This window comes from Thalassotalea psychrophila (assembly GCF_031583595.1).
GTDB lineage: Bacteria > Pseudomonadota > Gammaproteobacteria > Enterobacterales > Alteromonadaceae > Thalassotalea_A > Thalassotalea_A psychrophila.
This window is the reverse complement of sequence record NZ_CP134145.1, coordinates 2,543,577-2,568,851: the sequence shown is the minus strand read 5'-3', so window position 1 is coordinate 2,568,851 and position 25,275 is coordinate 2,543,577. Positions and strand designations below refer to the sequence as shown.

Genomic DNA, 25,275 nt, shown 5'->3' with positions numbered 1-25,275 from the left:
AATTTATTTATTGTCATTTGAAATATTTACAAATTGTTTTAACTTGAACTAACTATAGTTGACTTTATTTAGTGGATAAACATTGCTTCAGTGATATTATAATTTACTATAAGTAAACTATTGTGTGGTTATGAGGCAAGCATGGACAAATTAAGAGCTATCACTGTTTTTCGTCGTGTTATTGAATTGGGTAGCTTTAAAGCGGCTGCTGAAGATATGGGATTATCAAAGGCAGCTATCAGTAAAAACATCAATGAATTAGAGGACTACCTTAAAAGCCCCTTAATCAATCGTACCACCAGAAGGATGCACATCACTGAAAATGGGCAACGCTATTACGATCATGTGCGTACCATCTTGGATGAGTTATCACATGCAGATTTATCTATTATTGAATCTTCACACCAACTCAGCGGCTTAATAAAAGTCAGTGTTCCTATGTCTATGGGGATCTTGAAATTAAACCCAGCAATATGCGAGTTTATGCAATTACATCCAGAAATTTCTATTGAAGTGATATTGAATGATCACTACGTAGACCTCGTTGAACAAGGTTTGGATGTTGCCATTCGTGGCGGAGGAGCGTTACAAAACTCTAGTCTTAAATCGCGAAAACTACTCGATATGAAACGTGTTCTATGCGCTTCTCCGAAGTATATTGAACAAGCCTCTGAGTTATCATCACCAGATGATCTTAACCAACATAATTGCTTGATCTATAGCTTGTCATCATCCCCTAGACATTGGGTATTTCGACAATATGATGAAAAGAAAGCAATCGACTTAGCACCAGGCTCTTATGTTGTTAATAATGGCTTAGCACTAAAACAAGCCGTTATTGCAGGACTTGGCATCACTCTCACCCCTGAGATTTTCGTTGATGAAGAATTAAAATCAGGAGAGTTGGTCAATTTATTACCTGAGTGGCAAGCAGAAACGCATGCATTTTATGCCATTTATCCTTCTCACAAAGAGCAATCTCAAAAGGTGCGCACGTTTATTGATTTCCTAATCGATTACTTTACTAAGTGAGCTAGAGATTACTAGCTAGGTATCTTGATAGCCTTATTACTTCAAATGATCGAGGTGGCTAACCGCATCTCTTAATTTTTCATCTAGTTCTTCGTGTTTGAGTTTTTGTTTTTCACTATCAAATTTGTCAAAAAAACTGGGGATCGATAAACTGGCTTTAACCACACCATCGAAGTAAGGAGCAGATTGAACCGCAGTAGCCAAAACGCTTGAAGCGCCCATAGAGCCAGGAGAGGTAGCTAATAATACCATTGGTTTTTTTTGGTAAACTTTTGGTTCAATGCGCGAGCACCAATAAAAAATATTTTTATAAACTACCGTGTAAGAGCCATTGTGCTCAGCAAAAGAAATAATGATGCCATCACTATTGGCTATTTCTTCAATGAAGGCTTTGGCTAGTTTGGGATGGCCCAATTCTTCTTCTTTGTCTTGCCCGTATAAGGGTAATTCAAAATCATTTAAGTCTATTATTTCAACGTCTACTTTAGTTAATAAACTAGCGGCATAATCAACTAATTGTTTATTAATAGATTTAGAATGATTCGTTGCAGCAAAGGCAATAACTTTCATAGCATGTACCTAAAACGCATTTAAAATTAAAAGATAAAAAATAAAAAATAGTTAGCACTAAATTGTAGCTCACTATTGCAGTTATAAAGTTTTCTTGCTTTTTAGCGCTATTATTGAAATTGGTTTAGGTGAACTTTTAACTTCTCTATTATGTAACTGTAAAATTATCGTCGCTGCAATGGATAAAAACATACCAGCATAGGTAGCGTTGGGGAGAGTTTTCTCCTCAATTAACATTGTTAACAAAGCGACAAACACAGGGCTTAAATAGATATAGGCCATAACTCTAGCAGGCCCTAATATTACCGTGGTTTTTTGAATGATAAAGGTAGAAGCAAGAGTCGCAAATAAAGCTAAATATGCCATGTGAGATAATAAGTTCTTGTTCAGTAAATGCCATTGAAGTGGTTGTTCAAAAACAAAGAGTGCCAACAACATCCAAAATGCACCGCCTAGCAAGGTACAAAACACAACAACAATCATTTTATCTCCGCGATAAAGTAATTTCATTGAAATAGAGAAACAAACCATTGAAACACAGCCAAGTAGAAACAGTGCGTCGCCACTATTTAGAGAAAAAGCGAACAACGCATTTAAATCTCCTCTAAATATTACCAAGCATGTTCCCGCGATACCTAATAGGTATATAAAAAACATATTTTTTGTGATCTTCTCTTTAAAAACAAAAAGGCTAAATACGGCTGTCATAAAAGGCACTAGTGTATATAAGGTGCCAATGTTTAGAGCAGTTGTTGTTTTTAGCGCTTCAAACATGCAGATAAAAAAGATGGAAAAGAACAGGCTCATTACCAGGCTTCTTGGCAAAGCTTTACTAATCGCTTTTCTATTTTTATTCTTCAATAAAACAAAGGGCAACAACACCAAGGCTGCAATAGCAAACCTTAATAGTGTCAACGAAAATGGGTTAATAACACCTGACAATTTTGCCGATGATAAAAATGAACCTGCAACTAAGAGAGTCACCAGTAATGATAGAAAATGGTATCTTAAATTTTTCATAAGCAACCTTCTTTATATTTTGGTAATCGAATTGCTCACAAAGGAGCTTGGTATATTCTTGAGGGATAAATGTATCTGCATTCATGTGGTGGATAAACATCACTTCAGTGGTTTTATAATCTACTGACAGTGAACTGTTTTTGTATTAGGCTAGCTATCTAACTAGCCTATTACCTGTAGATGACCAAGATCTTGGTTCAAGTGCGATAGCACTCTTAATATAAATGTTTCTTATTTAGTGTTTTTTGGTTTGATTTTAGTCTTTTTGTTTACTGAAAGTAGACAGTAAGTTCACTGAGTTGATGTTTTTCAACTATTCTTTGTATCGTAGACTTAGCTTCGTTAATCAAGTTTAGACAAATGAAGATATTGAAATCTACCTGAGGAGAATGAGTCATGAAAAAATTACTTAACCTAGCATTTATAACAGTGTTATCCACTGTAGCGGCAACCCAAAGTGTTGCAAATACAATTTCAACTGAAGGTCAGTTAACGCTTTCCTATAGCGATGGCAGAAAAGCAACAACGGGCGTAGACAAAGTAAATGCGGTATTAAAATCTGCTGGTGTACGTGTCAGCACCTTACCGTTGCCAAAAAAAGCAACTCCAATACTTGAAGCGTCAAAAACACGAGCAATTACTGAAGCTGAAAGTAAAAAGCTAATCTCTCTTTTCTCATTACACCGAGGACAATTGCTTGAGCAAATAGAGAAAGCAGGCCGTAAACCAGAAATGCATCGCGGTGGATTTTTATCAACCTCTGAAGTTGGCGTAGCACCGTATCCAAAAGTTTATGACATGAAAGCAATGACGCCAGAAGTAATGGCATTTCTACAAGATAAATTTGGCAAACTTCATGTAAATAGCTCGGAAAGTGGCGTTGGCATTGATGAGGTTATGACCATTGTTTCTGGTGGCCCTTGGACTTGGTTTTTCTTACTACCAGACAATGTTATTGGTAAATTAACATTAGGTCACGTAAGCATTGGTGGACAAGCATGGCGCATTAGTTATCCTGGCTTAGTACCACATGGCGGTTACTTGGATTCTGAATACGGACTTGTAGTAGCTTACGCACATGGCCCTAAAAACTTCGTAATGCGATATGAAGATCCAAGCGTTGAAGGTGCTGAGCTACTAGGTACTAACTCATGGATTGATTTTACGGGTAAAACGCTAAAGTTGTTAGATTAATGCTTATTAGTCTTCGAATGGTAAACAACTAATACGACAGCTCTGTTTATTTCAGGCACTGATTTAGAAAAGAATCAGTGCCTTATTCAGTTTGATATGGACTAATAAATGTTGTCAACAATGTGGTGAAATTTAAAGTATCTATGACCGCTTTGGTGGCATAGTTGTCTGTCAGGATAAAGGCTTACCTATGTATTCTGCACTACAACCAACCAACAATACTCTTAATTTTAATTCGGAAAATTTGCTGTTAGTGAAGAAAGCTAGAACGGCAGCTATGCGGTAAAATGAAAGAATAATTAGATAAGGCTTGAATGACTATAGATTCGCTCGAAGCAGTCCTTAACTGCTGAGATTTATAATTAGCAATCTACTCTACTTTGTTATTTGCCGCAATTGATTAGCTGCTTGTTAAATGTTTACAAATCATAATACGCCTTAACAGCATCTTTAATAACATCTGTTGCTACGGAAATACCTACCTTCCAAGTTCCATCTTCTGCCTTTTTAAGGTTTTCTAGAAGCCATTGTTTTGCTCTAGTTCCAAACGGTTCAATAGGTGATGTAGGCTTTTCTGATTCTACAATTTGAGCTAGTTCCCTAGCAGATGCACTTGATATGCCACTAGTTTCAAGTTGTTTTCTAGGGCTGCACAGTCACCCACTAATTTTTTGTTTGTAACCGTTTGAGTGTTGCCGCTCCCAACCATAATCGTAGTGTTATCACCAAACATTGCACTTTTAAAGAGATTTTCCGCATCGATATTTTCTATTCGATCTTTTACTTGGCTGTCATCAAGTTCGTTAGGGAATTGATCTTTTAGCTCTAATACAAAATCAAGAAGGCGAGATCTAACTTGAATCAGTATTTGTAGTACGCTATCTGGACTAATTTCTGACCAAGCTTTTTCTATTTGATAACCATTGCCCAACCCTTTGCCAAGAAGGCTATAAGCTTCCATTGGGATATGAGCTTGAAGGTGGCCAGAATTTTTTTCAGCAAACTTCTCTAAGACAGCCAGTGACTGTTCCATTTTAGCTGTTTCAAGAGTGTTTCTGTAATCATCTTTAAGGTGACCCATTGGAATATGCTGAGATGTCGCTTGGTATGCACCATTGGATGCGTTAACTAACACCTGTGCATGTAAAACGCGATAGTCTGGAACAGAGTCCCTATAGGAGTAACCGTTTAACTCACTGTTAACCCAAGGTACTAACTCTTTTTGACCAATTTTATGAAGTAACACTTTTGTTTTAAATAAAGCATCACTTAATTTACTATTTTCAGCACTAAGAATTTCAACAATGTCATCAATTAGCTTCACTAGTCACTCTCTAAATATATTTGAATACCTGATCGAAGATCAGGTTTATTTTAAGCTTGCCTTTAGACTAAAACAGTATTTATAAACTATGTATTTAGTCCTTCTAAGTTTGTAAACTAACCATACATGATGTTATTGTAATTACACAAGTTTTTAGTGGTCGTCACAGGCTGCTTAGAGCGATTAAGAGACATCAAAAATAACTATTTTTAATAAGGATATTTATGAGAAAGTTGATATATTTGATAATTGGGTTAGCTATTCTATATCCCTTAACAGCAGCACTTGCGTACACAGGGCTGTATGTAGATATGCCTGTATACACATTTCTAGAGAACTACCTTTTCGTACCTAAAAGAATAGCTGTGTTTGGCACAATGCACAGTATATCTATACTCACATCGTTTGTTGTTATTGCTATATGTTTGTTTATATTACTTAAGTTGGATAAGAGCTTTATTGAAGGGAAAACCTATTTCATTTATGGTGCCACTTTATCGGTGCTAGGTGATTTTATGTATTTTCAATTTGCTAGTAATAATTTTGATATTCATTCTATCCCCTTACCCATAGGGCTATTAATAACTTTATATATTTTATACAGGTGGCAACCCAGGCTCAAGGAACAAGGTTGCTAGCAAACGTCTCTGAATGGCACAAATTTGACGTTAACTATCTGAAAAGGTTAAGGTCTCCTAAGAGCGAGTACCAGCCGCTGACAATACCAATTGGATAGGTATCTTATATAAATGATTATGGCAGTATTAGGGCTTCTGTTTATAGCTTATCCTACATACCAACTACTCACTCAGGGCTCTACTGACTTGTGGCCGCACCCTAGTTGGGGAATGATATTTACCTCATACGGCATAAGAAAGATATTGATTCGAAATAGCGTATGGGAAAAATTGAAAGGCAGGAAATAAATGAACATCCAAGTTAATAAATTACTTGCAAGGTTAAGCTGGTTCACTCAACTGGAATCTTATTCCCACAAGTGAATGACGCTTTCCTAAGTGTCAAACACAAAAATGCGGCCTAGCGCCGCATTTTTCATGTCCAAATTTCGATAAAAATTACACGAAGTCAGTAACCACCTCATTCGCGGTTAATTTTGACAAAAGCCATAGTGTAGGTTCTAGTTCTTGCCGAATTCTTTCCACGGGCCACGAACTCTTTTAACTCAAGGTCTGTAGGTAATATAAGGGGAATATATGAGTTAATTGCCCAACACCAGAAGGCTTGTTTTCACTGCCTACTGTAGATAAGTACGCATGTGACATACTGTCGGTATTTACAGGCAGCAATTACTTCAATGAAATATTGAGGGGATTTAAGTTGTGATGTGTGGATTCCAGTTTCATTTGAAATTTAATCCTGAAGGTTGAAACTCAAATTATATATGTGCGGATAAGGGACTTGGGTTTGTCACCAAACTTCTTAAATAAAGCAGGATGTTTTCATAACCTTTTGTGTGGTGAATATTTTCAACTATTTTTATTTAATTTATTGTCTGTTAAGTAGCTAACAGATACCAAATTATGAGTTTGCGATAATTAAAAGGATTTAACATCATTAGAGCAGTGAAGGAACCGGCACCAATGAATGTTGTAGGTAGGAAATAAGATAGGGAATGGTAAGTAATTTAAATAATGTAAGGCTAGGTTTCAAAATAGTGTTATGAAAAGGTAAGTAAAATGAATCAATATAATGTGCTACTAATTGAAGATGATATTTTTCAACGCAGTTTATTGCAGAAGCAATTAATGAGTTTAATAGATTGTAAAGTTCAGCTTAGTGGCGATGGTGAAGAAGCATTAAGTTTACTAAACGGTTATGAACCTGACATTATATTTTGTGATCTTAACTTGCCGAATATCGACGGCGTTGAATTGGTCCGTGCTATAGCACAAAAAGATATCAATTCAAGCATAGTGCTGATGAGTGCTGAAGCAAGTGATATTATTTCCTCGGTTAAAACTATGTCTGAAGTTTATGGATTGAAAAATGTTCATATGTTGCAAAAGCCTATGGGTATAAAAGCGATCAATGGTATTTTAAACGATATTAAAAATGATTTTACAACTTGCAATAAAACCACCGAACCGCATCTGGTTTTTACCGAGAATGACATTAAACTCGCATTGTCTAGTGGGCAATTAATCGCCTATTATCAACCCCAAATCGATTCTAAATCAAGAGTAGTGTCGGGCGCCGAGGCACTGCTCCGATGGCATCACCCTGAGTACGGTATTTTAACGCCAAACATTTTTATAGATAAGATAGTGGATCGTGAATTATGTGAAAATCTCACCCATTTAATCACCAGGCTCGCCATTAAAGAGTGTAAGAAATGGCATGATAATGGGCATTTTATTTCGATCTCGATTAATGTCACGCCGTCAGATTTAATGAATTTGGCATTTCCTGATTATATACTTTCACTATTGGGAACCTACAATCTTGAACCGAAATATTTAAGCCTTGAAGTCGTTGAATCAGAAATAACCCAAGATTTGGCTAAATATTTAGATACCTTAAGCCGGTTACGTCTAAAAGGCATTAATACTTCTATAGATGATTTTGGTACCGGTAGCGCATCATTAATTCAATTGATCACTAGCCCTTTTTCTGAGTTAAAAATTGATATGAGCTTTGTAAAAAAAATGTTTGAAGACAAAAAATATATGATAGCGGTAAAGGCCACTATTTCACTGGCAAAACAGCTTGAGTTAAAAGTAGTTGCTGAAGGAGTTGAGCAGCATAGACACGCAAGTTTTTTAAGTGCCCTTGGGTGTGATATTTTGCAAGGTTATTTGTTTTCAAAGCCTTTGGCTAGTGACGAAATTGATAATTTTCTAAATAAACATGCCGAATTAAATAACCTTTTAACTGCTGCAATTTAGACGCTTAACTTGCAGTTGTGGACAAATTATTTCGTATATTGCTGAAATAGATAGCTTCGACAATTGAGAATGTAATCAGCAAATGGGTTAAAAAATCCTCCGCTGTAAAATCAGAACAACGAGTATATTTAATGTTTTTTTTTCAAAGTAATATCCCTTATAGAATTTCTATTCATTTTGCCCGTTTATTTTTAGCCGTAGGCTTAATGCTAGTCCTGTCGATAAAGCCTCTGGCGGCCGAGTCTGCCCCTCAGTTAGAACGAGTTGTGATTCAGTTGAAGTGGTCACATCAATTCCAGTTTGCGGGTTATTATGCGGCAAAGGAAATGGGTTTCTATGCAGAAGAAGGCTTGGAAGTTGTGCTTCAAGAGTCAGACTATACTAAGAGCTCCGTGAAGCATGTATTAGATGGGGCGGCAAGTTATGGGGTTGACGGTTCAGGCCTGATATTGCATCGCTTAAGAGGCGAGCCAGTGGTTTTGCTTAAGCAAATTTTTCAGCATTCTCCGCTAGTACTGATCACTCTCAAAGACTCTGAAATCAGCAGTCCTTATAATCTGAAAGGCAAACGGATAATGCTAGACTATAAGGATAACCATGTTCCCTTACTCGCCATGTTAACGGATACCATAGGGGAAATAGATAGAACAAAGCTGATGGCGCCAATCAATAGAATCGCCTCGTTAACTACGGGTAAAACAGACGCGGTGGTAGGTTATTCTACGAATCAGCCATATGATTTCAAAGAGTTAGGCGTGCAGACCAATGAGATCACACCACGCAATTTTGGTCTCGACTTCTACGGTGATAATTTCTTTACCACCGAAAGTGAAATCGCCGAGCATCCTGCCAGAGTTGATGCCATGATACGCGCCACCATTAAAGGCTGGCGGTATGCGTTGGATCATCAAGAAGAAATAATTAAGCTTATTCAAGATAAATATAACTCTAAACTTAGCTACGCAAAGTTAGCCTTCGAAGCAGAAAAGACTGCGCAGTTAATCCGGATTAATGACATTCCCTTGGGTAGCGTAGTCCCTCGCCGATTTAGCGATATGGCAAACATTTACCAAAATGCTGGTTTCATTGATGAGGGAGAATGGGGGAATTTTATCTACAAACATGAGAGTGGAATTTCTTCAATTAAAAATCAATTCCAAAACCTGTCGAATCATCATGGAGAGTTGAAGCCAGTCACAAAGGGTCTATTTGACTCAAAGCTATTTACAATAGTGCTGGTTTTTATTCTTACAATAGCCTGTATTCTTTTATTATTTCGTTGGCTAAATAGTTCAAATAGTTTCCTGTCGAAGGATCCGTTAGCCTCCCCAGAGGCTAATAGATATCTGGTAGTGTTAGTGAATGGCCTGCTTATTGTTATAGCCCTAGCATTAACTTGGTGGGCCTTAGATAACATTAAACTTAAAGTACAACAAAAAATGCAGGACTCTCTACTCGTAGTACTTAACACTAGTCAGGAGGCGTTGAAACTGTGGAGTAACAATCAAAAAAGGCAACTAAAAGGTTTCGCGATTAATGCTGACATTATTGCCCAGACAAGGCAGCAACTAGAAAAATACCAGTTAGAGGGTAAGGTTAAAAACACCGACGAATTTAAAGAACTAAAAAACCGATTTCTGAGCTTAAATCAAGGCGAAGAGCGCCATAATTTTGACATTATTGCCCCGGATGGCACTACGATATTTTCGATGCATAATGCAACTTTAGGCAAAGTTAACCTTATTAAGAAACAGCGCCCCGACTTATTATCCCGAGCCTTAAATGGTGAGGTAGTCATGGTACCACCCATTCAGTCAGACGTTGGACTGTCAGGTGTTCCAGCTATTGCCGACAATGTATTTCCTGCGACAATGTTTTTTGTATCCCCAATCGTAGACTCCCAAAATAAGGTGATTGCTGTTCTCTCCGAACGCCATAATCCGCACGGATCCTTTTCTGCCCTTCATCAGTTAGGAAGAATAGGTAGAACCGGTGAAACCTATTCATTTAACAGGGGCGGAAAAATGCTTTCAGATAGCCGTTTTGATGATGATTTGAAGGCTACCGGTTTATTACAACCGACAGAGCAAAGTATTCTGTCTCTACAACTGCGAAATCCCGGAGGGAATCTTCTAGCAGGTTATCAACCTAGCGTAGCCAGAAATGGGCTACCACTTACCACAATGGCGAAAAACGCTACCGCTGGTTTCTCAAGTGTTAATGTAGAAGGCTATCGAGATTACCGCGGAGTAATAGTCATGGGAGCATGGTTCTGGGATGAGTCTCTTGACATGGGCACCGCGGTCGAGATAGATTTCGATGAGGCCATGGAAGCTTATTCAAGCGCTCAAACTGTGGTGTTAGTAACGCTAATTATTATTGTTGTCATTTCGATTATTTCAAGCCTGTTGGTTATGATGTTAAATAGTCGAGGGAATAGGCACTTACTTGAGGCTCAATCTCAACTTGAAGAAAGGGTTAAGCAGCGGACGGTTGAGGTAAAACTTAGCGAGACTCGATTACAAATGGTAATAGATAATGTTCCTGGGCCAGTGTATTTCAAAGACAGTCAGAACCATTACCAACTAATCAACACGGTGTTCGAGCAAGCGACTGGGTTCAGCCGAGAATATGTGTTGGGTAAGACCGATAGTCAACTTTTTGAGCCTGAGATAGCAAAAAAGTTTCTCGAAGAAGATAACCAAGTAATGGCAGGGGGTAAGGTCCGTCGGTTTGAAGAGCAATTGCCCGATGCGAATGGTCTGATGTGCGACTATTTTACTACCAAAGTCCCTGTATCCTTTATGGGTAATGAGGGGCTGATTGGTGTGGCACTGGATATCACCGAGCGCAAACAAGCAGAGTTAAAGCTACAACAGGTTTTGTTCGAACTTAATGAACAGCGTCATGTGTTCGATCAACACGCCATGATCGCGGTAACCGACCTGAAAGGAACCATTACGAGTGCAAATCAGAAATTTGCCGATCTCAGCGGATATACCATAAATGAGTTAATCGGTAGAAATCACAGAATGCACAATTCGGGCGAGCACAGTGAAGATTTTTGGAAGGAAATGTTCCGCACCATAAAAGCCGGTGGCGTTTGGCACAAAGAGGTGTGCAATCGTAAAAAAAGTGGTGAAATCTATTGGGTCGAAACCACAATTACAGGGTTTAAAGAAGAAAACGGCAAACCTACAGCCTACATATCCATTAAAACAGACATCAGCGCAAGGAAGCTTTACGAGGAAAAATTACAGCGAGCAATTGGGCATGCTGAAGCCGCAAATATAGCCAAAAGCGAATTTGTTGCTAGCATGAGCCATGAAATTCGCACCCCAATGAACGGCGTTATAGGTCTATTGGACTTATTATCTAGCAGTGAAATGTCGGATGAGCAGCATAATCACGTCAGGCTCGCACAAAACAGCGGTCAAAACTTGCTCAACCTGATCAATGATATTCTGGACTTTTCCAAGGTTGAGGCGGGTAAGTTAGAGCTTGAGGAACTTGAGTTCGATGTGCACAATCTATTCGAAGATATTAGGCAAACATTAGTAATACAAACAAATGATAAAGGGCTTGAGCTGGAGCTTAATGCTAGAAACGCTGATCTTAAATTGGTTAAAGGTGATCCAAGTAGATTGCGACAGATTGTTTTGAATTTGGTTAGCAATGCTATTAAGTTTACCGCAGTAGGCAAGGTTGTTATTGATGTCAAACTCAAGCAACTAGATTATGACAGTTTACAACTTGTGTGCGCCATAACAGATACCGGGATAGGAATCCCAGAAGAATCTCTTTCAGGTTTATTTAACTCATTTATCCAGGTGGATGCATCCACCACGCGTAAATTTGGTGGTTCTGGTTTGGGATTGGCTATTTGTAAAAACCTTTGTCAATTGATGCAAGGGGATATAAATGTAACTAGCGAGTTGGATAAAGGGAGTTGTTTTGAGTTTGCGCTTCCGCTTAAACGCATCAATAGTGGGGTTTTTTCTCGGGAAGAAATCCGGCTTGATAAAGCTGATTTCACAGTCAAGCATACATGGCCTTCGACAACAAGAATCTTGCTAGTTGAAGACAACCAGGTAAACCAAGTGGTTCTTAAAGGTATGCTGAAACGGATGAATCTTAGTTGCGATATTGCCGGTAACGGCCTAGAAGCCATCGCCAGTCTTAAAGAATCTCCTGACAATGCCCCTTATACGTTAATATTTATGGACTGTCAGATGCCAGAACTAGATGGTTACCAAACAAGTCGTCAAATCCGTGCCGCTGTCGCGGGTGAGCGTTATTCGGAGGTTCCGATCATCGCATTAACTGCGAATGCTATGTCGGGAGATAAGAATAAATGCCTTAGATCTGGAATGAATGATTATCTGTCAAAGCCAGTGAAAGGCGATGACGTAAGCGAGAAATTGTGCAAATGGCTGTTACCATCACAAGTTAACCATAGTGCTGATAATGACCATAAAATAGCGTTTAAGGTTTCAGACACTTTAAATCCTTCGCTATTTTTACCACAAAATCTTCTGGAGTTTTGTGCTGGCGATAAGAAAGTTGCCCAAGAGCTATTAGAGATTTACCTTCACCACTCTGTCAATGATAAAGATAAATTGCTCAAGGCTTATCATAATAATGATAATGCCAAGGTAAAGGAGCTAGCACATAAAATTAACGGCAGCATTACATATCTTGCCGCCAAGTGTTTATCTGAACAAGCTGTTGCGCTCGAATTACATTCGTCTTCAAAAAACAGTACTCTTGCGGTCGAAATTATTGATACTTTCCTTGATGGACTCAATACATTAGATACTCAGGCTAAGAATTGGCTTAACCTTAGTCTTACAGAACATGGAACAACAATGTAGTTAAAGAAACCAAGTATGTTGATTATTTAAATTCATAAAGGTATCGGAAAAGGGTCATTAAAAATTAAATTAACATCAGCAAGTTTATCACGTAAACCTTGGAAATCAGTTAATTTGATATTGCTACGGCCGACTTTAATTAAGTTAGCCTCTTCAAGGCCTTTTAATACCTGGTTTACACTAGGACGAGAAACGCCACAGAGTTCACTTAATAGTTGCTGGGTAATATTTATTCTAGGTAAAGTTCCATCTGATTTATTAATTAGCCTAGCCAAATCTAATAAATAATATATTACCCTTGTTTCACTCTCGTAGTATGGGATCTTTTTTTCCTGGAAGAAGCTAAGGGCATTGATATTGGCAATATGAAACAACCAGCGATAGGTTTGGTCTGTCTCTTTACAAAGTAATTGTATTTTTTTCTTCGGGAAATATAAAATTTCACACGGTTCGATTTCACCAACATGTAGTGGTAACTCAGGAAAATTCAACATAAACATTGCCCCTATCCAGCTTGGAGAACCGAATACTCCACAATTCAAAGGTTTTAGGTCGAGATCCGTTAAACATATGTATGATACACCGGTATGTATATAGTAAACCCCTTGAAAATAGGGATTCCTAATTGACAGCTCAGTGCTAGTAAGTTTCGCGATTGGGGTTGAGAAAGAGAATAGTTTTTGCTTAAAGTCATCTTCCAATTCACAGGGCCATTTTATATCGTCCGCCTTGATTCTGTGTTTTGTCATAGCGAATTCCTTTGCCCAACAGGTCATTATATTAAATAGCTTTAAGTGATAATTATATATCATTTTCAAGGCAACGTGATATTTCCCAACCATTAGTCAATAATTAAAGGGAATTAAATTTTCATTAATACTCTGTAATAAATCACAAAATATTAGGGAATTACTCTGCATTTTGTAATGGAAGTACAGTAGGTAGAAGGCTTGAGTGGTTTAAATCAAACCTTAATCGGTTCGGACTGATCCCAGTATGCGGTGCAATAATTTCATCGGCGTCTAATATGGTCGAAAATCAAAAACTAGCGAATTATATAGTGAAGGAGAAGTGTTGGGTGATTAATGAAGCTATTCCTCATACAGAGGACCTCCGGTTTGTTTTACAGTGTACCGTAGTATTATATTGGATTAAAGTTTTCCCAATTAGAACTAGCATTCACCGTTCCATATGACGCATTGGGTTGGTTTTCTGGCAGTCTTTTATTGTGATCTTTTGGCCGAATAGATTCCAGTTTCCGTATTGTTCGATTTATTGGCGGGAGCCTTCTGCGTTTTGTCTTTCAATCCTAAGAAGTAAAATTTAAATATTAAACTTTCGTAAATAAATGCTTAGTTGAAATTAGTATAGCTAACTATTTAAGTTTAAATGCTTTATCCACACCCACCTTAAATTTAGTCACTCTTTGCCATATGTAAAACTCTAGATTTTACACACGGCACATAACGAATTTAAAGTTCGTGGTTACCACGGAAATTCATATCAAAATTCGCGCTTCTAGCGGAAATGTACGTTTTGCTTAAATGGAACATCTTATCTAAGTTATTGATTTTAAATAAACGCGAATTCGTACTTAATCAAAAACCTACACTAGTCGTGCTTTTGTATTGTCTTTTACTAGGACAATAAAAATGAGCAAATCAAAACGAACCGTCATTATTAATGTCGAGACCACCGGATTATCAACCAAAACGGGGTGCCGTGTCATTGAAATAGCTTGCGTCGAGGTCGTAAAAGGCACTCTGACCCAACATCGATTCAACTCGTTAATTCACCCTTGCGGTCGAAAAATCACCAACGAAGCCTATAAGCGTCACGGTCTTCAAGATACCGACTTGGCAGAGGCTCCAAAATTTCAAGACATTGCTCAGCAACTTATCAATTTTTGTGAAGGGGCAAAGGTCGTTACCTATAACGCCGATTTTGACATTGACTTATTAGCTTATGAATGTAAAAAACAACTTTAACTACTCTAGTTGGGAAGTTGAAGTAAAAAGTCACAAGTGCTTTAAAAGTCAGAACGATTGAAAGACAAACAAAATTTGAACTATGCTGACTGTCTCAGATTGGCACTTCAGAGACAGTCGGAGCTTGCAACGGACGCGATAATTAACTTCTAGCGGTGAAAGTAAACTTGTAACCATCGAGCGTCCGCTTTAAGATCATATACCTGTCCGTAACAAAATTTCTGCTTCAGTCGGCAATGTAGCACATATTGCCAGTTAGGCATCGAATTTGGATCTTTTTTATTTTAAATAGTATATTAGAATTGTTGGTATAATAATTTATATACTAAAATTAAAGCTTATATAATCTATATGAAACAACGTTTAATAAAGTAGTGTTCAATTATCTGTTGCAAATAGTATTCTTCTAGGGGGTATACTTACGACATGTATACTGATCCAACTAAAAAGTTTAAAGCTAAAAAAGTTGAAGAAATAGAACAAGAGCTGAAGAAAATTAAAGCAAGTGGCTTACCCGTTCATAGAGTATTTTTAGCTGACGGTGATGCTATGACATTGCCCTATAGACGGTTAAAAGAAATTTTAGAACTGATAAACCATTATTTTCCTTCAATAAACCGTATATCCAGCTATTGTCTACCACGTAATTTATCCAATAAAACTATTGAACAATTGACTGAACTACAACTGTTAGGTTTAACGTTAATGTACGTTGGTTGTGAAAGTGGCGATGATCAAGTCTTAACTTTTATCGATAAAGGTGAGTCTTATGAGTCATCTTTAACTGCGTTAACTAAAATTAAGTCTGCCGGTATGAAAAGTTCGGTGATGATTTTGAATGGCCTCGGAGGACCAGAATACAGTCACCAGCATGCTTTAAATTCTGCTAAGCTAATGAATTCTGCACAACCTGATTATTTATCCACACTAGTAGTATCCTTTCCTTTTGGCGATTTGAAATTTAGTGAAAACTTTAATGGTAAATTTAGGCAACTTAATCAGTTAGAATTATTTCAAGAAATGGATGTGCTACTGAGTAATTTATCATTAAAAAGAACTATTTTTCGTTCAGATCATGCCTCTAATTATCTCGTACTAAAAGGAGTGTTAGGTAAAGATAAAGAGCGAATGTTACAACAAGTAAAACAGGCAATAACCAGCCCTGAACATGCTCATTTGCGCCAAGAATGGCAAAGAGGTTTATAGTATACAAATTTAACTAAAGTGTATGTCGCTAAGTAACATTAACTGAGCTAGCCAATAAAGAATAAACATAGCCCCGTAATTACATAAAAAGTGACTAACCAGATTATTGACACTTTTAAATGTTTAAACAAATACCAACCAACACCTACTAAAGCTATATCTACGGTATTAAACACAGCATTGGTAAATACTGGATTATAAAGAGCCGCAAACAATAACCCAACAACCGAAGCATTCACTCCAGCTATAGCACCAGAAAGTTTAGGGTGACTGGCTAATTTGTGCCAATTATTAAGTACTGTTAACAACAATAAAAAGCCTGGGAGAAATACCCCTAAGGTAGCAATTAAAGCACCAATTATTGGTGCGCTAGGTAATAATTGAAAGCCTAAATACGTTGCAAAAGTAAACATAGGGCCAGGTACTGCTTGCGCTGCAGCATAACCGGTAAGAAATACATCTTGAGTGATTTGATCACCTAATATGTTTTGTAATAATGGTAACACTACATGGCCGCCACCAAAGACTAGGCTTCCTGCTTGGTAAAAATCACTAAACACTTTTATCGAACTAGAATATTGCGATAACAATGGTAGCCCAATTAATAAACCAATAAATAGTAAAAATGGTAATAGTGAAATATTCGATTTTTCTGTTATATGTGCTGTATTACCAGACAAATATTTTAGGCCAACGAGTGCGGCAATAAGCAATACTATGATTTGCGGCACTATGCCAGAAATTAACCATAAGGTGATGGCAGTAAAGAAACATAAAGATACGGATATAGTGTGCTGGCAAAAACTCTTATACATGCCCCAACAGGCATCGGCAACAACGACAACAGCTAATAATTTCAAACCATGAATGATATGTTGAAATATACTTGCTTCGCTAAGTTGGCTACTTAAAATGGCAAGAATTAGCATTAATATAACTGAAGGCAGGGTAAAACCAATAAATGCAAGACATGCACCCATGAGCCCATGCTTTTTATAGCCGATAGCAAAACCAACTTGGCTTGAACCAGGGCCTGGAATGAATTGACTTAACGCGACAATTTGACCGTACTCTCGATCATCTAGCCATTTTAATTTTTCAACAAAGGTATTTCTAAAGTAGCCAATGTGAGCTGCTGGGCCACCAAAACTAACCCAGCCTAGTAAGAAAAAAGTTTTAAAAATAGTAAACAATGCAATCTTCCACTTTAAACAATGTACTAAACTTGTTGTTGATCTTATTGAAACCGGACTTAAGATACAATTAAGTTTAGATTAAATTTTTATGACAAGTGTTTATTGTTTAGCTATATAACCTAAAGTTATGGGTAGATGGTAAATTAGAATGAGTTTGGGGCTGCTAAATAGTTACACTGGTTCTTTTATTATTTTAGGAATGTGAATGCGCTTTTATTTAATGATTTTGTTATTTTTGTCATTTGGTTTCGCTGTTAACGCAGCTGAATCAATCACCATCGAGGGTAGACTTTTATCCGAAGATAATCAGCCAATCAATGGGGTAGAAGTACACTCAGCAAATAAAACCGTATTAACTGACCAGCAAGGTCAATACTCTCTTAAATTACCGAACGCTGATATTTATCAAATGACTTTTTCTAAAGATGGTTTATACCAGTCAGTACAAAGCTTTAGTCATTACGAGTTACGTGCAAATGAGAATAATCAGGCGACAATTGCAGATATTACATTAGTCGATAAAAAGGCAAAGCGGGTTATGTTTGCTTTTGGTGGTGATGTAATGATGGGCCGCCGATATTACCAACCAAAATTTGGTGACGCCGTGTTGATATCTGACGAAAACCGATTAAGTGACAGTAAAGCAATTGTTGAGCATGTTAAGCCATATATGAGCCTTGCCGATTTTGCCGCCGTAAATTTAGAGACTCAAGTATCAGAAACCCTCCCTGGGGAAAGAGCGCCTAAGTCGGTCACTTTTTATTCTAAACCAGAAATATTAGAAGCATTAGCGTGGGCCGGCATAGATTATGTAACCCTAGGCAATAACCATACGTACGATTATATGGACTCTGGTCTTAAATCTACTCTTGAACATCTAAACAACAGCAAACTTGATTTCTCTGGTGCAGGCCTAAATGAATCTGAAGCATTAACTGCTCATCACACCAAAATTAACGATAACGACTTTGCAATGCTTGGTTACGTCGGTTGGGAAGGACGTATTACGCCTAAACAAACCGCTAGTGAAGATCAAGGTGGAGCGGCTTTTGGATCGCTAACTAATATTGTTAATTCAGTAAGTCGTGAAGTTTCTAATGATAAAGTTACGTTCGTGCAATACCACGGCAGCCAAGAGTATTCTACAGGTCCAACAGGCGTAACCGAGCAAAGGTTGAAGTCAGCTATAGATTCAGGTGCATCATTAGCCGTAGCTCATCATCCACACGTTACTCAAGGTCTTGAGCTTTATAACGGTAAACTTATTGCTTATTCTATGGGGAACTTTGTTTTTGACCAATATTTCACCTCAACGCCACACAGTTTTATCCTTTATGTATGGATGGATGGTGACAGTTTTCACCGTGCTGAAATAGTACCTCTTTATTTAAAAGGATATATGCCAACGCCAGCAACTGGAATGCATCGTTTTAATTCGATGAAACGCTTAGTTACTTTATCAAATGAGAGAGGCACCCATATTGGTGTTTCTGGCGGTCATGGCGTTATTACGGCAGAGAATAAAGTGGTTGAAAGTCCAAACACAGAATTTACACTAAACTTTGCCAATAATACTCGAGTACAAAGTTTGTCGCATCTTCCTTGGGCTAACAATATAAACAAAGTCGATCTACCAGAGTCGACATTAAGCTATCGTTTAGGGGTTAACCTTATTAATGGTAGCGACTTTGAGAGCTTCAATACATTTACAAGTAATGAGCGTGGATTTGTACTTGATAGAGAACACTCTAAACTTAATAACTATGGTGCAAGTGGCCAAAAAAGTATGGCGTTAACTTTAGCTAAAGATAAGCCTTCAATTTTTGGCATGCAAAGTTTTAGACGAGTGTATAAGGCAAGTAGCCCAATGACCATAAAGGCTAACTTGAAAGCATCTACGTCAGTAAAAGTTAATTTTTATTGGCAGGGGCGTTCGACTAAGCAAAGCACTAACGATGCATTGGCCAACGGTAAAAAGAATCTCATCAAATCAATTACCTTAAATGCAAATAAGCAATGGCAAGCAGTTGAAGTTGATTTTAACTCGCCTCGTGTCGGCTATAAAAGTTACAGAATATTAGCTGAGTTTGTATTAGCTGATGGTAGTACTGGTCAAGTTGATTTAGACGACTTTGCTTTAATCGAATGGCAAAGTGCATTCTCATCTGCCTCGAAGCCACAACTTCTGAATATTGGTCGAAAACAGGCAAGCTTTATTGGCTTAAATCACCCAACCGACAAAACAATCATCATCAAAAATTAACTACGTTGCTATGAGTTGAGGGTATCCCTCAACTCACCGTTAACGTTAACGTTTATTGATATAAAATCATATCCCATGATTTGTAAACTATTCTTGAATATTATTACAAATATGCAGGTGAATTGACTCTGATGTCACTTTCAATAAAATGCTCAAAACTTTGACGTAATATTTGGCCATTCGGCCAGTGTATCTCTACCACACCTAGTAATGGCTGATAGCGAGCGGTGTATAATGTTCCCCATCCTTGCCAATCACTAGACTTTCTTAATAACGGTGGCTGTAAGAATAAATTAACCAACGAACTTTTTGCCTCTCGAGGATCAGCTATCCTAGCTGATAAAAACTGTGCTCGAGTGTAACTGTCAGCAATGGCATCTATGTTCTCAATAGCGCTACCATCTTGATGGTTCGTAGCAAAGGCAAGAGAGTTAACTTGAACTTTTTCACCTGGACAAATTACAACGGTTTTGATGTTGCCTTGTAGGTCTACAACTGTGACGTTATAAGGCATATGAATAGGTACATCTTTCAATACTTGAACTGCTTCATCGGTAGTTCGACAAAACTCCAATATGTAACGCAATACTATGGTGATGGCAAAACCATCACCATGTGCCTGTCGACCTCCGTAGGCCAGTGATACAGCTAGCCCATGTTCATTCATACCATCAATGACACCCCATAGGCAGTCCGTCATTGCGATCACCCGGGTACCATTCCAATTAGTATGCAGTAATAAACGATCACACAATTGTGATGGAAAATCATAATTTCGTACCAGTTCGATACCATGGCTTGTTTTACAGGCTTGTGAACAACCAGAGCGAAAAATAGGTGGTTTATATAAACATAAAAATGCACAGGTTTGCTCGTCGGCGCCAAAGGCAATACATAAAGCATCGTAGGTAGCGAGTAACTTTGGCATAAAATGCAGTATTTTCTCACGACCTTCTAAAGCGCTCACTCGCTCAGGGGCACGGCTAAGCCAGCGATGGTATGCTGGCCAAGTTTGAGCGTAAGTTAAGGCCAGCTTTTCGCCAAGAAAGTGTTCTTTTTGTGAAGAAAACCCCAACAGGGGAATTTGTTCGATCATGATTTAATGTATTGTTTTAACTGTGCAGATGCTTCTTTTAACCATTTTAGATTGTCATTTACAGTTTCTGCGCTGTTACTGTTTTTATCAATTTCCATCTTCACACTTTCAGCTACCTTTGTCATTGCTGATAAATCAATAGTTTGTTTGGCAGCATTGGTTAAGTTAAGTTTCTCTTGTTGTTCAACTGCGGTTGCTGGGATCTCAAAAGCATGTTCGAAAACAACATTGTTCTGATCAGAAGCATCCCCGTAAAGGCCTGCTTCTTCAATTATGTGAGTAATTAATGGCTCTGCAAAATTCGTCGTGTCGATATCATTTTTAGCATTTACCCCAGGCTCTGTTGCCATACTATGTTTACTTTCACGTGTCGGTTTTTGCAAAGGTCCTAAGCTATCCAGGTAACCATTTTTCCGATGTTCTTTGTTATAGACCGTAAAGTTTATGTTGCTGTCGCGAAAACTTTTTAATGGCTGTCCAAGGCTACGTAAACCGACTTCTCGCTGACGGCGAACCACATCAAAATCAAGCTCGGTAACCAAAAACTCATCGGTTGTACCTGCTTGATGCAGCACTCGCCCAGAAGGATCAACAAAACAAGACTGGCCAACACCGCCCACACCTAAACCATTAATATCAATAATATAGCTTTGAAAAAGAGCTGCACTGCTACGGGCCAAGTTTAACTCTATTTCACGGTCATTGGTGCCAGTTAGCACCGGATGCAAAATAACTTCAGCTCCCATAGACGTTAAGGTTCTCAGCACCTCTGGAAACCACATGTCATAGCAAATGCACAAGCCAAATCGGCCAGCACCAGGCACATCAAACACCACGAATTCATCTCCGGCTTCTACTCCTTCTTCAAAAGGGCAGAAAGGGAACAGTTTTCTATGGCGGGCAATCACTTGCCCTTGAGGATTGATCACTGGTGCGGTATTAAAAATAGCATCATTACGTAGCTCAAAAAATGATCCTGGCACTAACCATATGTTATGTTTTAGCGCCATAGCGCAAAAGCGCTCTTCAGTGATCCCAGGCATGGGTTCAGCATAACTATCCAAAGGTCCATGAGCTGCAAGTTCACTGATAATCACCATCTCTACCCAAGGGTACAAGCTCATCAGTACATTAATTTTATCTTCAATCGCGTCTACATTGCTACCATGCTGCAAGTTCATTTGTATACCAGCTATACCAAATGGCGTCATAATTAGTGTGTCCTGAATTGTCTATGATTATGTGGAAAGCCTTTAATCCTTAACCGTCTAACGTTGTGTGAGTAGTGTTAAATTATTATCAAAAGCTATATTTTTATTCTGCATCAAAATTTATCAAACTTTATCGATAATTTGAAACACCAAGCTATATCGTTTTATGGCTAGTACATAACGCAAAGTTAATTGTAAATAATGTTATCGGCAGGTTGTTAATAACAATTCAATATATTTCAAACGCTTATGAAAAATCATTACTTAAATCCAGTCCCTAACACTCTATAACTTCAGGTTATTAAATGCACAATTATTGGAATGCTGAAAATGCTGTGCTTACATTTTTTCTAGGTATATTAAGACATTAGATTTAATCGTCTTGCTTATTAATGTTCAGATTATTTCTTTAGTTATCACTAAAGAAATATAAACGTCGAATTATTTAAATAAAGCTAATGGCAAACCTTGATTATTGTACGAACAAACATTGGATAACCACATATGAGTAACGTTGAAAATAAAAAAACTCAAGAAATGATCGGGTTTTATCATCAGCTTAATAATAAGCGACAAGATACCTGGGTGAAATTAAAAAAGTATACTTTCCATCTTTCAACCAGCAGTCGTAGTAGTAAAGGTCATAATCGTTTAAAGAAAGCGGTCGAACTTTCATTAACGTCATTGGAAAGTATTGAGGATTATACTGCTTTTCCATCGAAAGAAGACTTTCGTTATTTATGGATCCAATTTGAGCAGAAAGACTATGTTGGCTTAACTCATTCAGTCGCGCAAATTCATTATTTTTTGGAAAATGGTACCTATCGTCGTAAAGACGTTGATTTGTCGTTATCAACAACGGAATCAAAAGCTAATTTAGAAACTGATGATGAAAACCCCAATAGTATTCAAGGGGCGAATAACTCTCGCTCTAGACCTTATTTTGAAGTGTTGATAGTCGATGATTTACTTATAGATGCAGAAAATCAATTACTTAACGCAATGCGAACTATGCGTCATCACGATGATCAGTTTACCTATAACACGATTGTGGTACCAACATTTGAAGATGCCATTATTGCAGTTCTAATTAACCCTAATATTCAAGCATGTATATTACGACCAAGTTTCCCGATGAAATCAAAACGTAATAGTGGGCTTATAACTCATGTGGTTGCGGCAATCGATGAAAAGCTGCGTAAATATGTTTATAACAGCAAAAATCAGGGCAGTGAACTGGGTCGATTAATTAATTATTTACGACCAGAATTGGATTTATACATGATCTCGGATATGGCCATGGAAACCGGCAATCAAGATGATGATGGATACTTTAAACGAGTATTTTATAGTGAAAATTCTAACTTAGACATGCACCATAGTATCCTTGGTGGTATTGCTGAACGTTTTGATACGCCATTTTTTTCAGCATTAAAAAAATATAGTCGCAAGCCCACTGGTATCTTTCATGCGCTGCCAATTTCTCGTGCAAAATCGATAGAAAAGTCTAACTGGATTGGCGATATGCTCGACTTTTATGGAGCTAATATATTTCTTGCTGAAACTTCCACTACCTCGGGAGGCTTAGACTCTTTACTACAACCAAAGGGACCGCTGAAAAAGGCCCAAGAGTATGCATCCAGAGCATATGGTTCACGTAGTTCTTATTTTGTCACCAATGGCACATCAACCGCCAACAAAATCGTCGTACAAGCGTTAGTGCAACCAGGCGATATTATTTTGGTTGATAGAGATTGTCATAAATCACATCACTATGGAATGGTACTTTCAGGGGCTCATGTAAAGTATTTAGATTCATATCCAATTCATGATCTGTCTATATATGGCGGCGTTCCATTAAAAGAGATAAAACGCAATTTATTAAAATACAAAAAATTAGGCCAGCTCGATAGAGTGAAAATGTTACTACTGACCAATTGTACCTTTGATGGTGTGGTATATAACGTTCGCCAAGTAATGGAAGAATGTTTGGCGATCAAACCCGATTTAGTATTTTTATGGGATGAAGCTTGGTTTGCTTTTGCTAGCTTTAATCCTATTTATCGAACGCGAACCGCAATGTTTTCAGCAGCCTCGTTAACTAGACGTTTTAAACGTACCAAGTATCGTAAAAAGTATGAAGCGTATCAACAGCAACTAGCTCAGGTTGCACCAGAAGAACAGACCGCTTGGATGTTGGAGAACAAGCTCGTTCCCAATCCTGATTTGGCAAGAATTCGTACTTATACAACACAATCAACCCACAAAACACTTACCTCATTACGCCAAGGTTCGATGATCCATATTTTTGATCAGGATTTTCGTCAAAAAGTAGAAAGCACATTTAATGAAGCTTACATGACGCATACCTCGACTTCGCCTAATTATCAAATATTAGCGTCACTTGATATTGGTCGCCGACAAGCTGAGCTTGAAGGCTATGAAATGGTAAATAAACAACTTGAATTGTCGATGACCATGCGTCAATCGGCGTATCAGAGCGAACGCTTAAAAAAATACTTTGATGTGTTGGTTAACAAAGATTTAGTTCCTACAGAATTTCGTCAATCAGGTGTTGAAACTTACTTTAACGTAGATTCCGGTTTTAGTCAGATGGAAGAAGCTTGGGCCAATGATGAGTTTGTCGTAGATCCAACCAGAATCACTGTGCATATAGGCAAGACTGGGATTGATGGCAATACTTTCAAAGATAAATACTTGATGGATAAATACGGTATCCAAATTAATAAAACCTCAAGAAATACCATTCTGTTTATGGTCAATATTGGTACATCACGTAGTTCAATTATGTATCTACTTAATTGTTTATACAAAACTGTTAATGAATTAGAAATTCGGGATGAAGAAATGAGTCCGGCCGAACGTGCAATCCATCAAAAACGAGTTACTTCATTAACTAAAGAATTACCTCCTTTACCTGATTTTAGTTGCTTTCATGGTGCTTTTCGTCCTGGTAAAACTCTTGGTTCAGATGAAGGGGATATTCGAAAGGCTTATTTCTTATCTTATGATTGCCAAAATTATGAATACATAAATTTAGATAATGGTGAACTCGAAAGGGCTATGCAGTCGGGAAGAGAGCTTGTCTCGAGTACTTTCATCATTCCTTATCCACCTGGTTTTCCTATTTTGGTACCTGGACAAGTGATCAGCCAAGAAATATTGGAATACATGAAAGCACTCGATGTGACAGAAATTCATGGTTATAACCCTGAGTTAGGTTTAAGTGTGTTTACTGAACAAGCATTAAATCGACTTGAACAAAGCACAACCGCTGAATTGGTAACAATTACGTCGATTAAAGATACGACAAAGTCAGTCAGAACAGCAGCTAAGCATAAACAAAAAGTACCCGCATTAAAGTAACAGGTAGT

General features: G+C 37.8%; 14 protein-coding genes and 1 pseudogene. 8 read left to right on the top strand and 7 right to left on the bottom strand.

Annotated elements, in window-relative coordinates; genetic code table 11:
• Positions 1-141 precede the first annotated feature (141 nt).
• The gene (locus RGQ13_RS10430; protein ID WP_348389691.1) at positions 142-1,032 is read left to right on the top strand and encodes a LysR family transcriptional regulator; all 891 of its coding nucleotides are present in this window, start codon (positions 142-144) and stop codon (positions 1,030-1,032) included.
• Positions 1,033-1,068: 36 nt separating this feature from the next.
• On the opposite strand, the gene RGQ13_RS10425 is transcribed toward RGQ13_RS10430, so the two are convergent.
• Positions 1,069-1,602, bottom strand: a complete 534-nt coding sequence (locus RGQ13_RS10425; protein WP_348389690.1) for an NADPH-dependent FMN reductase — start codon at positions 1,600-1,602, stop codon at positions 1,069-1,071.
• Positions 1,603-1,683: 81 nt separating this feature from the next.
• On the bottom strand, positions 1,684-2,622 hold the full coding sequence (locus RGQ13_RS10420; RefSeq protein ID WP_348389689.1) for a DMT family transporter: 939 nt from the start codon (positions 2,620-2,622) through the stop codon (positions 1,684-1,686).
• A gap of 396 nt (positions 2,623-3,018) precedes the next feature.
• On the opposite strand from RGQ13_RS10420, the gene RGQ13_RS10415 reads away from it, so the two are divergent.
• Positions 3,019-3,816 (top strand): hypothetical protein, encoded by a 798-nt coding sequence (locus tag RGQ13_RS10415; RefSeq protein WP_348389688.1) that lies wholly within the window; start codon positions 3,019-3,021, stop codon positions 3,814-3,816.
• 592 nt (positions 3,817-4,408) lie between these two features.
• On the opposite strand, the gene RGQ13_RS10410 is transcribed toward RGQ13_RS10415, so the two are convergent.
• A complete protein-coding gene (locus tag RGQ13_RS10410; RefSeq protein WP_348389687.1) occupies positions 4,409-5,140 on the bottom strand; it encodes an AbiTii domain-containing protein in 732 nt (243 codons plus the stop codon).
• Positions 5,141-6,837: 1,697 nt separating this feature from the next.
• Between RGQ13_RS10410 and RGQ13_RS10405 the strand changes: the two genes are divergently transcribed.
• Complete coding sequence (locus RGQ13_RS10405) at positions 6,838-8,046, top strand: EAL domain-containing response regulator (protein ID WP_348389686.1); 1,209 nt, start codon at positions 6,838-6,840, stop codon at positions 8,044-8,046.
• Positions 8,047-8,177: 131 nt separating this feature from the next.
• On the top strand, positions 8,178-12,920 hold the full coding sequence (locus RGQ13_RS10400; protein ID WP_348389685.1) for an ABC transporter substrate-binding protein: 4,743 nt from the start codon (positions 8,178-8,180) through the stop codon (positions 12,918-12,920).
• Positions 12,921-12,952: 32 nt separating this feature from the next.
• Here the strand turns inward: RGQ13_RS10400 and RGQ13_RS10395 are convergent, their stop codons facing one another.
• Entirely contained in the window at positions 12,953-13,414 is a 462-nt protein-coding gene (locus tag RGQ13_RS10395) for a Crp/Fnr family transcriptional regulator (RefSeq protein WP_348389684.1), read from the bottom strand.
• Positions 13,415-14,572: 1,158 nt separating this feature from the next.
• Between RGQ13_RS10395 and RGQ13_RS10390 the strand changes: the two genes are divergently transcribed.
• Both RGQ13_RS10390 and RGQ13_RS10385 read left to right on the top strand, forming a co-directional pair.
• On the top strand, positions 14,573-14,908 hold the full coding sequence (locus RGQ13_RS10390; protein ID WP_348389683.1) for an exonuclease domain-containing protein: 336 nt from the start codon (positions 14,573-14,575) through the stop codon (positions 14,906-14,908).
• Between the two features lie 423 nt (positions 14,909-15,331).
• Positions 15,332-16,114: pseudogene (locus RGQ13_RS10385) on the top strand (radical SAM protein); the annotation flags it as partial.
• A 47-nt stretch (positions 16,115-16,161) separates the two neighbouring features.
• Here RGQ13_RS10385 and chrA read toward each other — a convergent pair.
• Entirely contained in the window at positions 16,162-17,307 is a 1,146-nt protein-coding gene (gene chrA / locus RGQ13_RS10380) for a chromate efflux transporter (protein WP_348389681.1), read from the bottom strand.
• A gap of 208 nt (positions 17,308-17,515) precedes the next feature.
• On the opposite strand from chrA, the gene RGQ13_RS10375 reads away from it, so the two are divergent.
• Positions 17,516-19,573 (top strand): CapA family protein, encoded by a 2,058-nt coding sequence (locus tag RGQ13_RS10375; protein ID WP_348389680.1) that lies wholly within the window; start codon positions 17,516-17,518, stop codon positions 19,571-19,573.
• Positions 19,574-19,676: 103 nt separating this feature from the next.
• On the opposite strand, the gene RGQ13_RS10370 is transcribed toward RGQ13_RS10375, so the two are convergent.
• Together RGQ13_RS10370 and RGQ13_RS10365 are read right to left on the bottom strand one after the other, a co-directional pair.
• Positions 19,677-20,669: a C45 family peptidase gene (locus RGQ13_RS10370; RefSeq protein ID WP_348389679.1), complete on the bottom strand. Its 993-nt coding sequence runs from the start codon at positions 20,667-20,669 to the stop codon at positions 19,677-19,679.
• A complete protein-coding gene (locus tag RGQ13_RS10365) occupies positions 20,666-21,880 on the bottom strand; it encodes a carbon-nitrogen hydrolase family protein (protein WP_348389678.1) in 1,215 nt (404 codons plus the stop codon). The genes RGQ13_RS10370 and RGQ13_RS10365 overlap by 4 nt, the downstream gene beginning before the upstream one ends.
• A gap of 504 nt (positions 21,881-22,384) precedes the next feature.
• On the opposite strand from RGQ13_RS10365, the gene RGQ13_RS10360 reads away from it, so the two are divergent.
• Positions 22,385-25,267 (top strand): aminotransferase class I/II-fold pyridoxal phosphate-dependent enzyme, encoded by a 2,883-nt coding sequence (locus tag RGQ13_RS10360; protein ID WP_348389677.1) that lies wholly within the window; start codon positions 22,385-22,387, stop codon positions 25,265-25,267.
• Positions 25,268-25,275 lie beyond the last annotated feature (8 nt).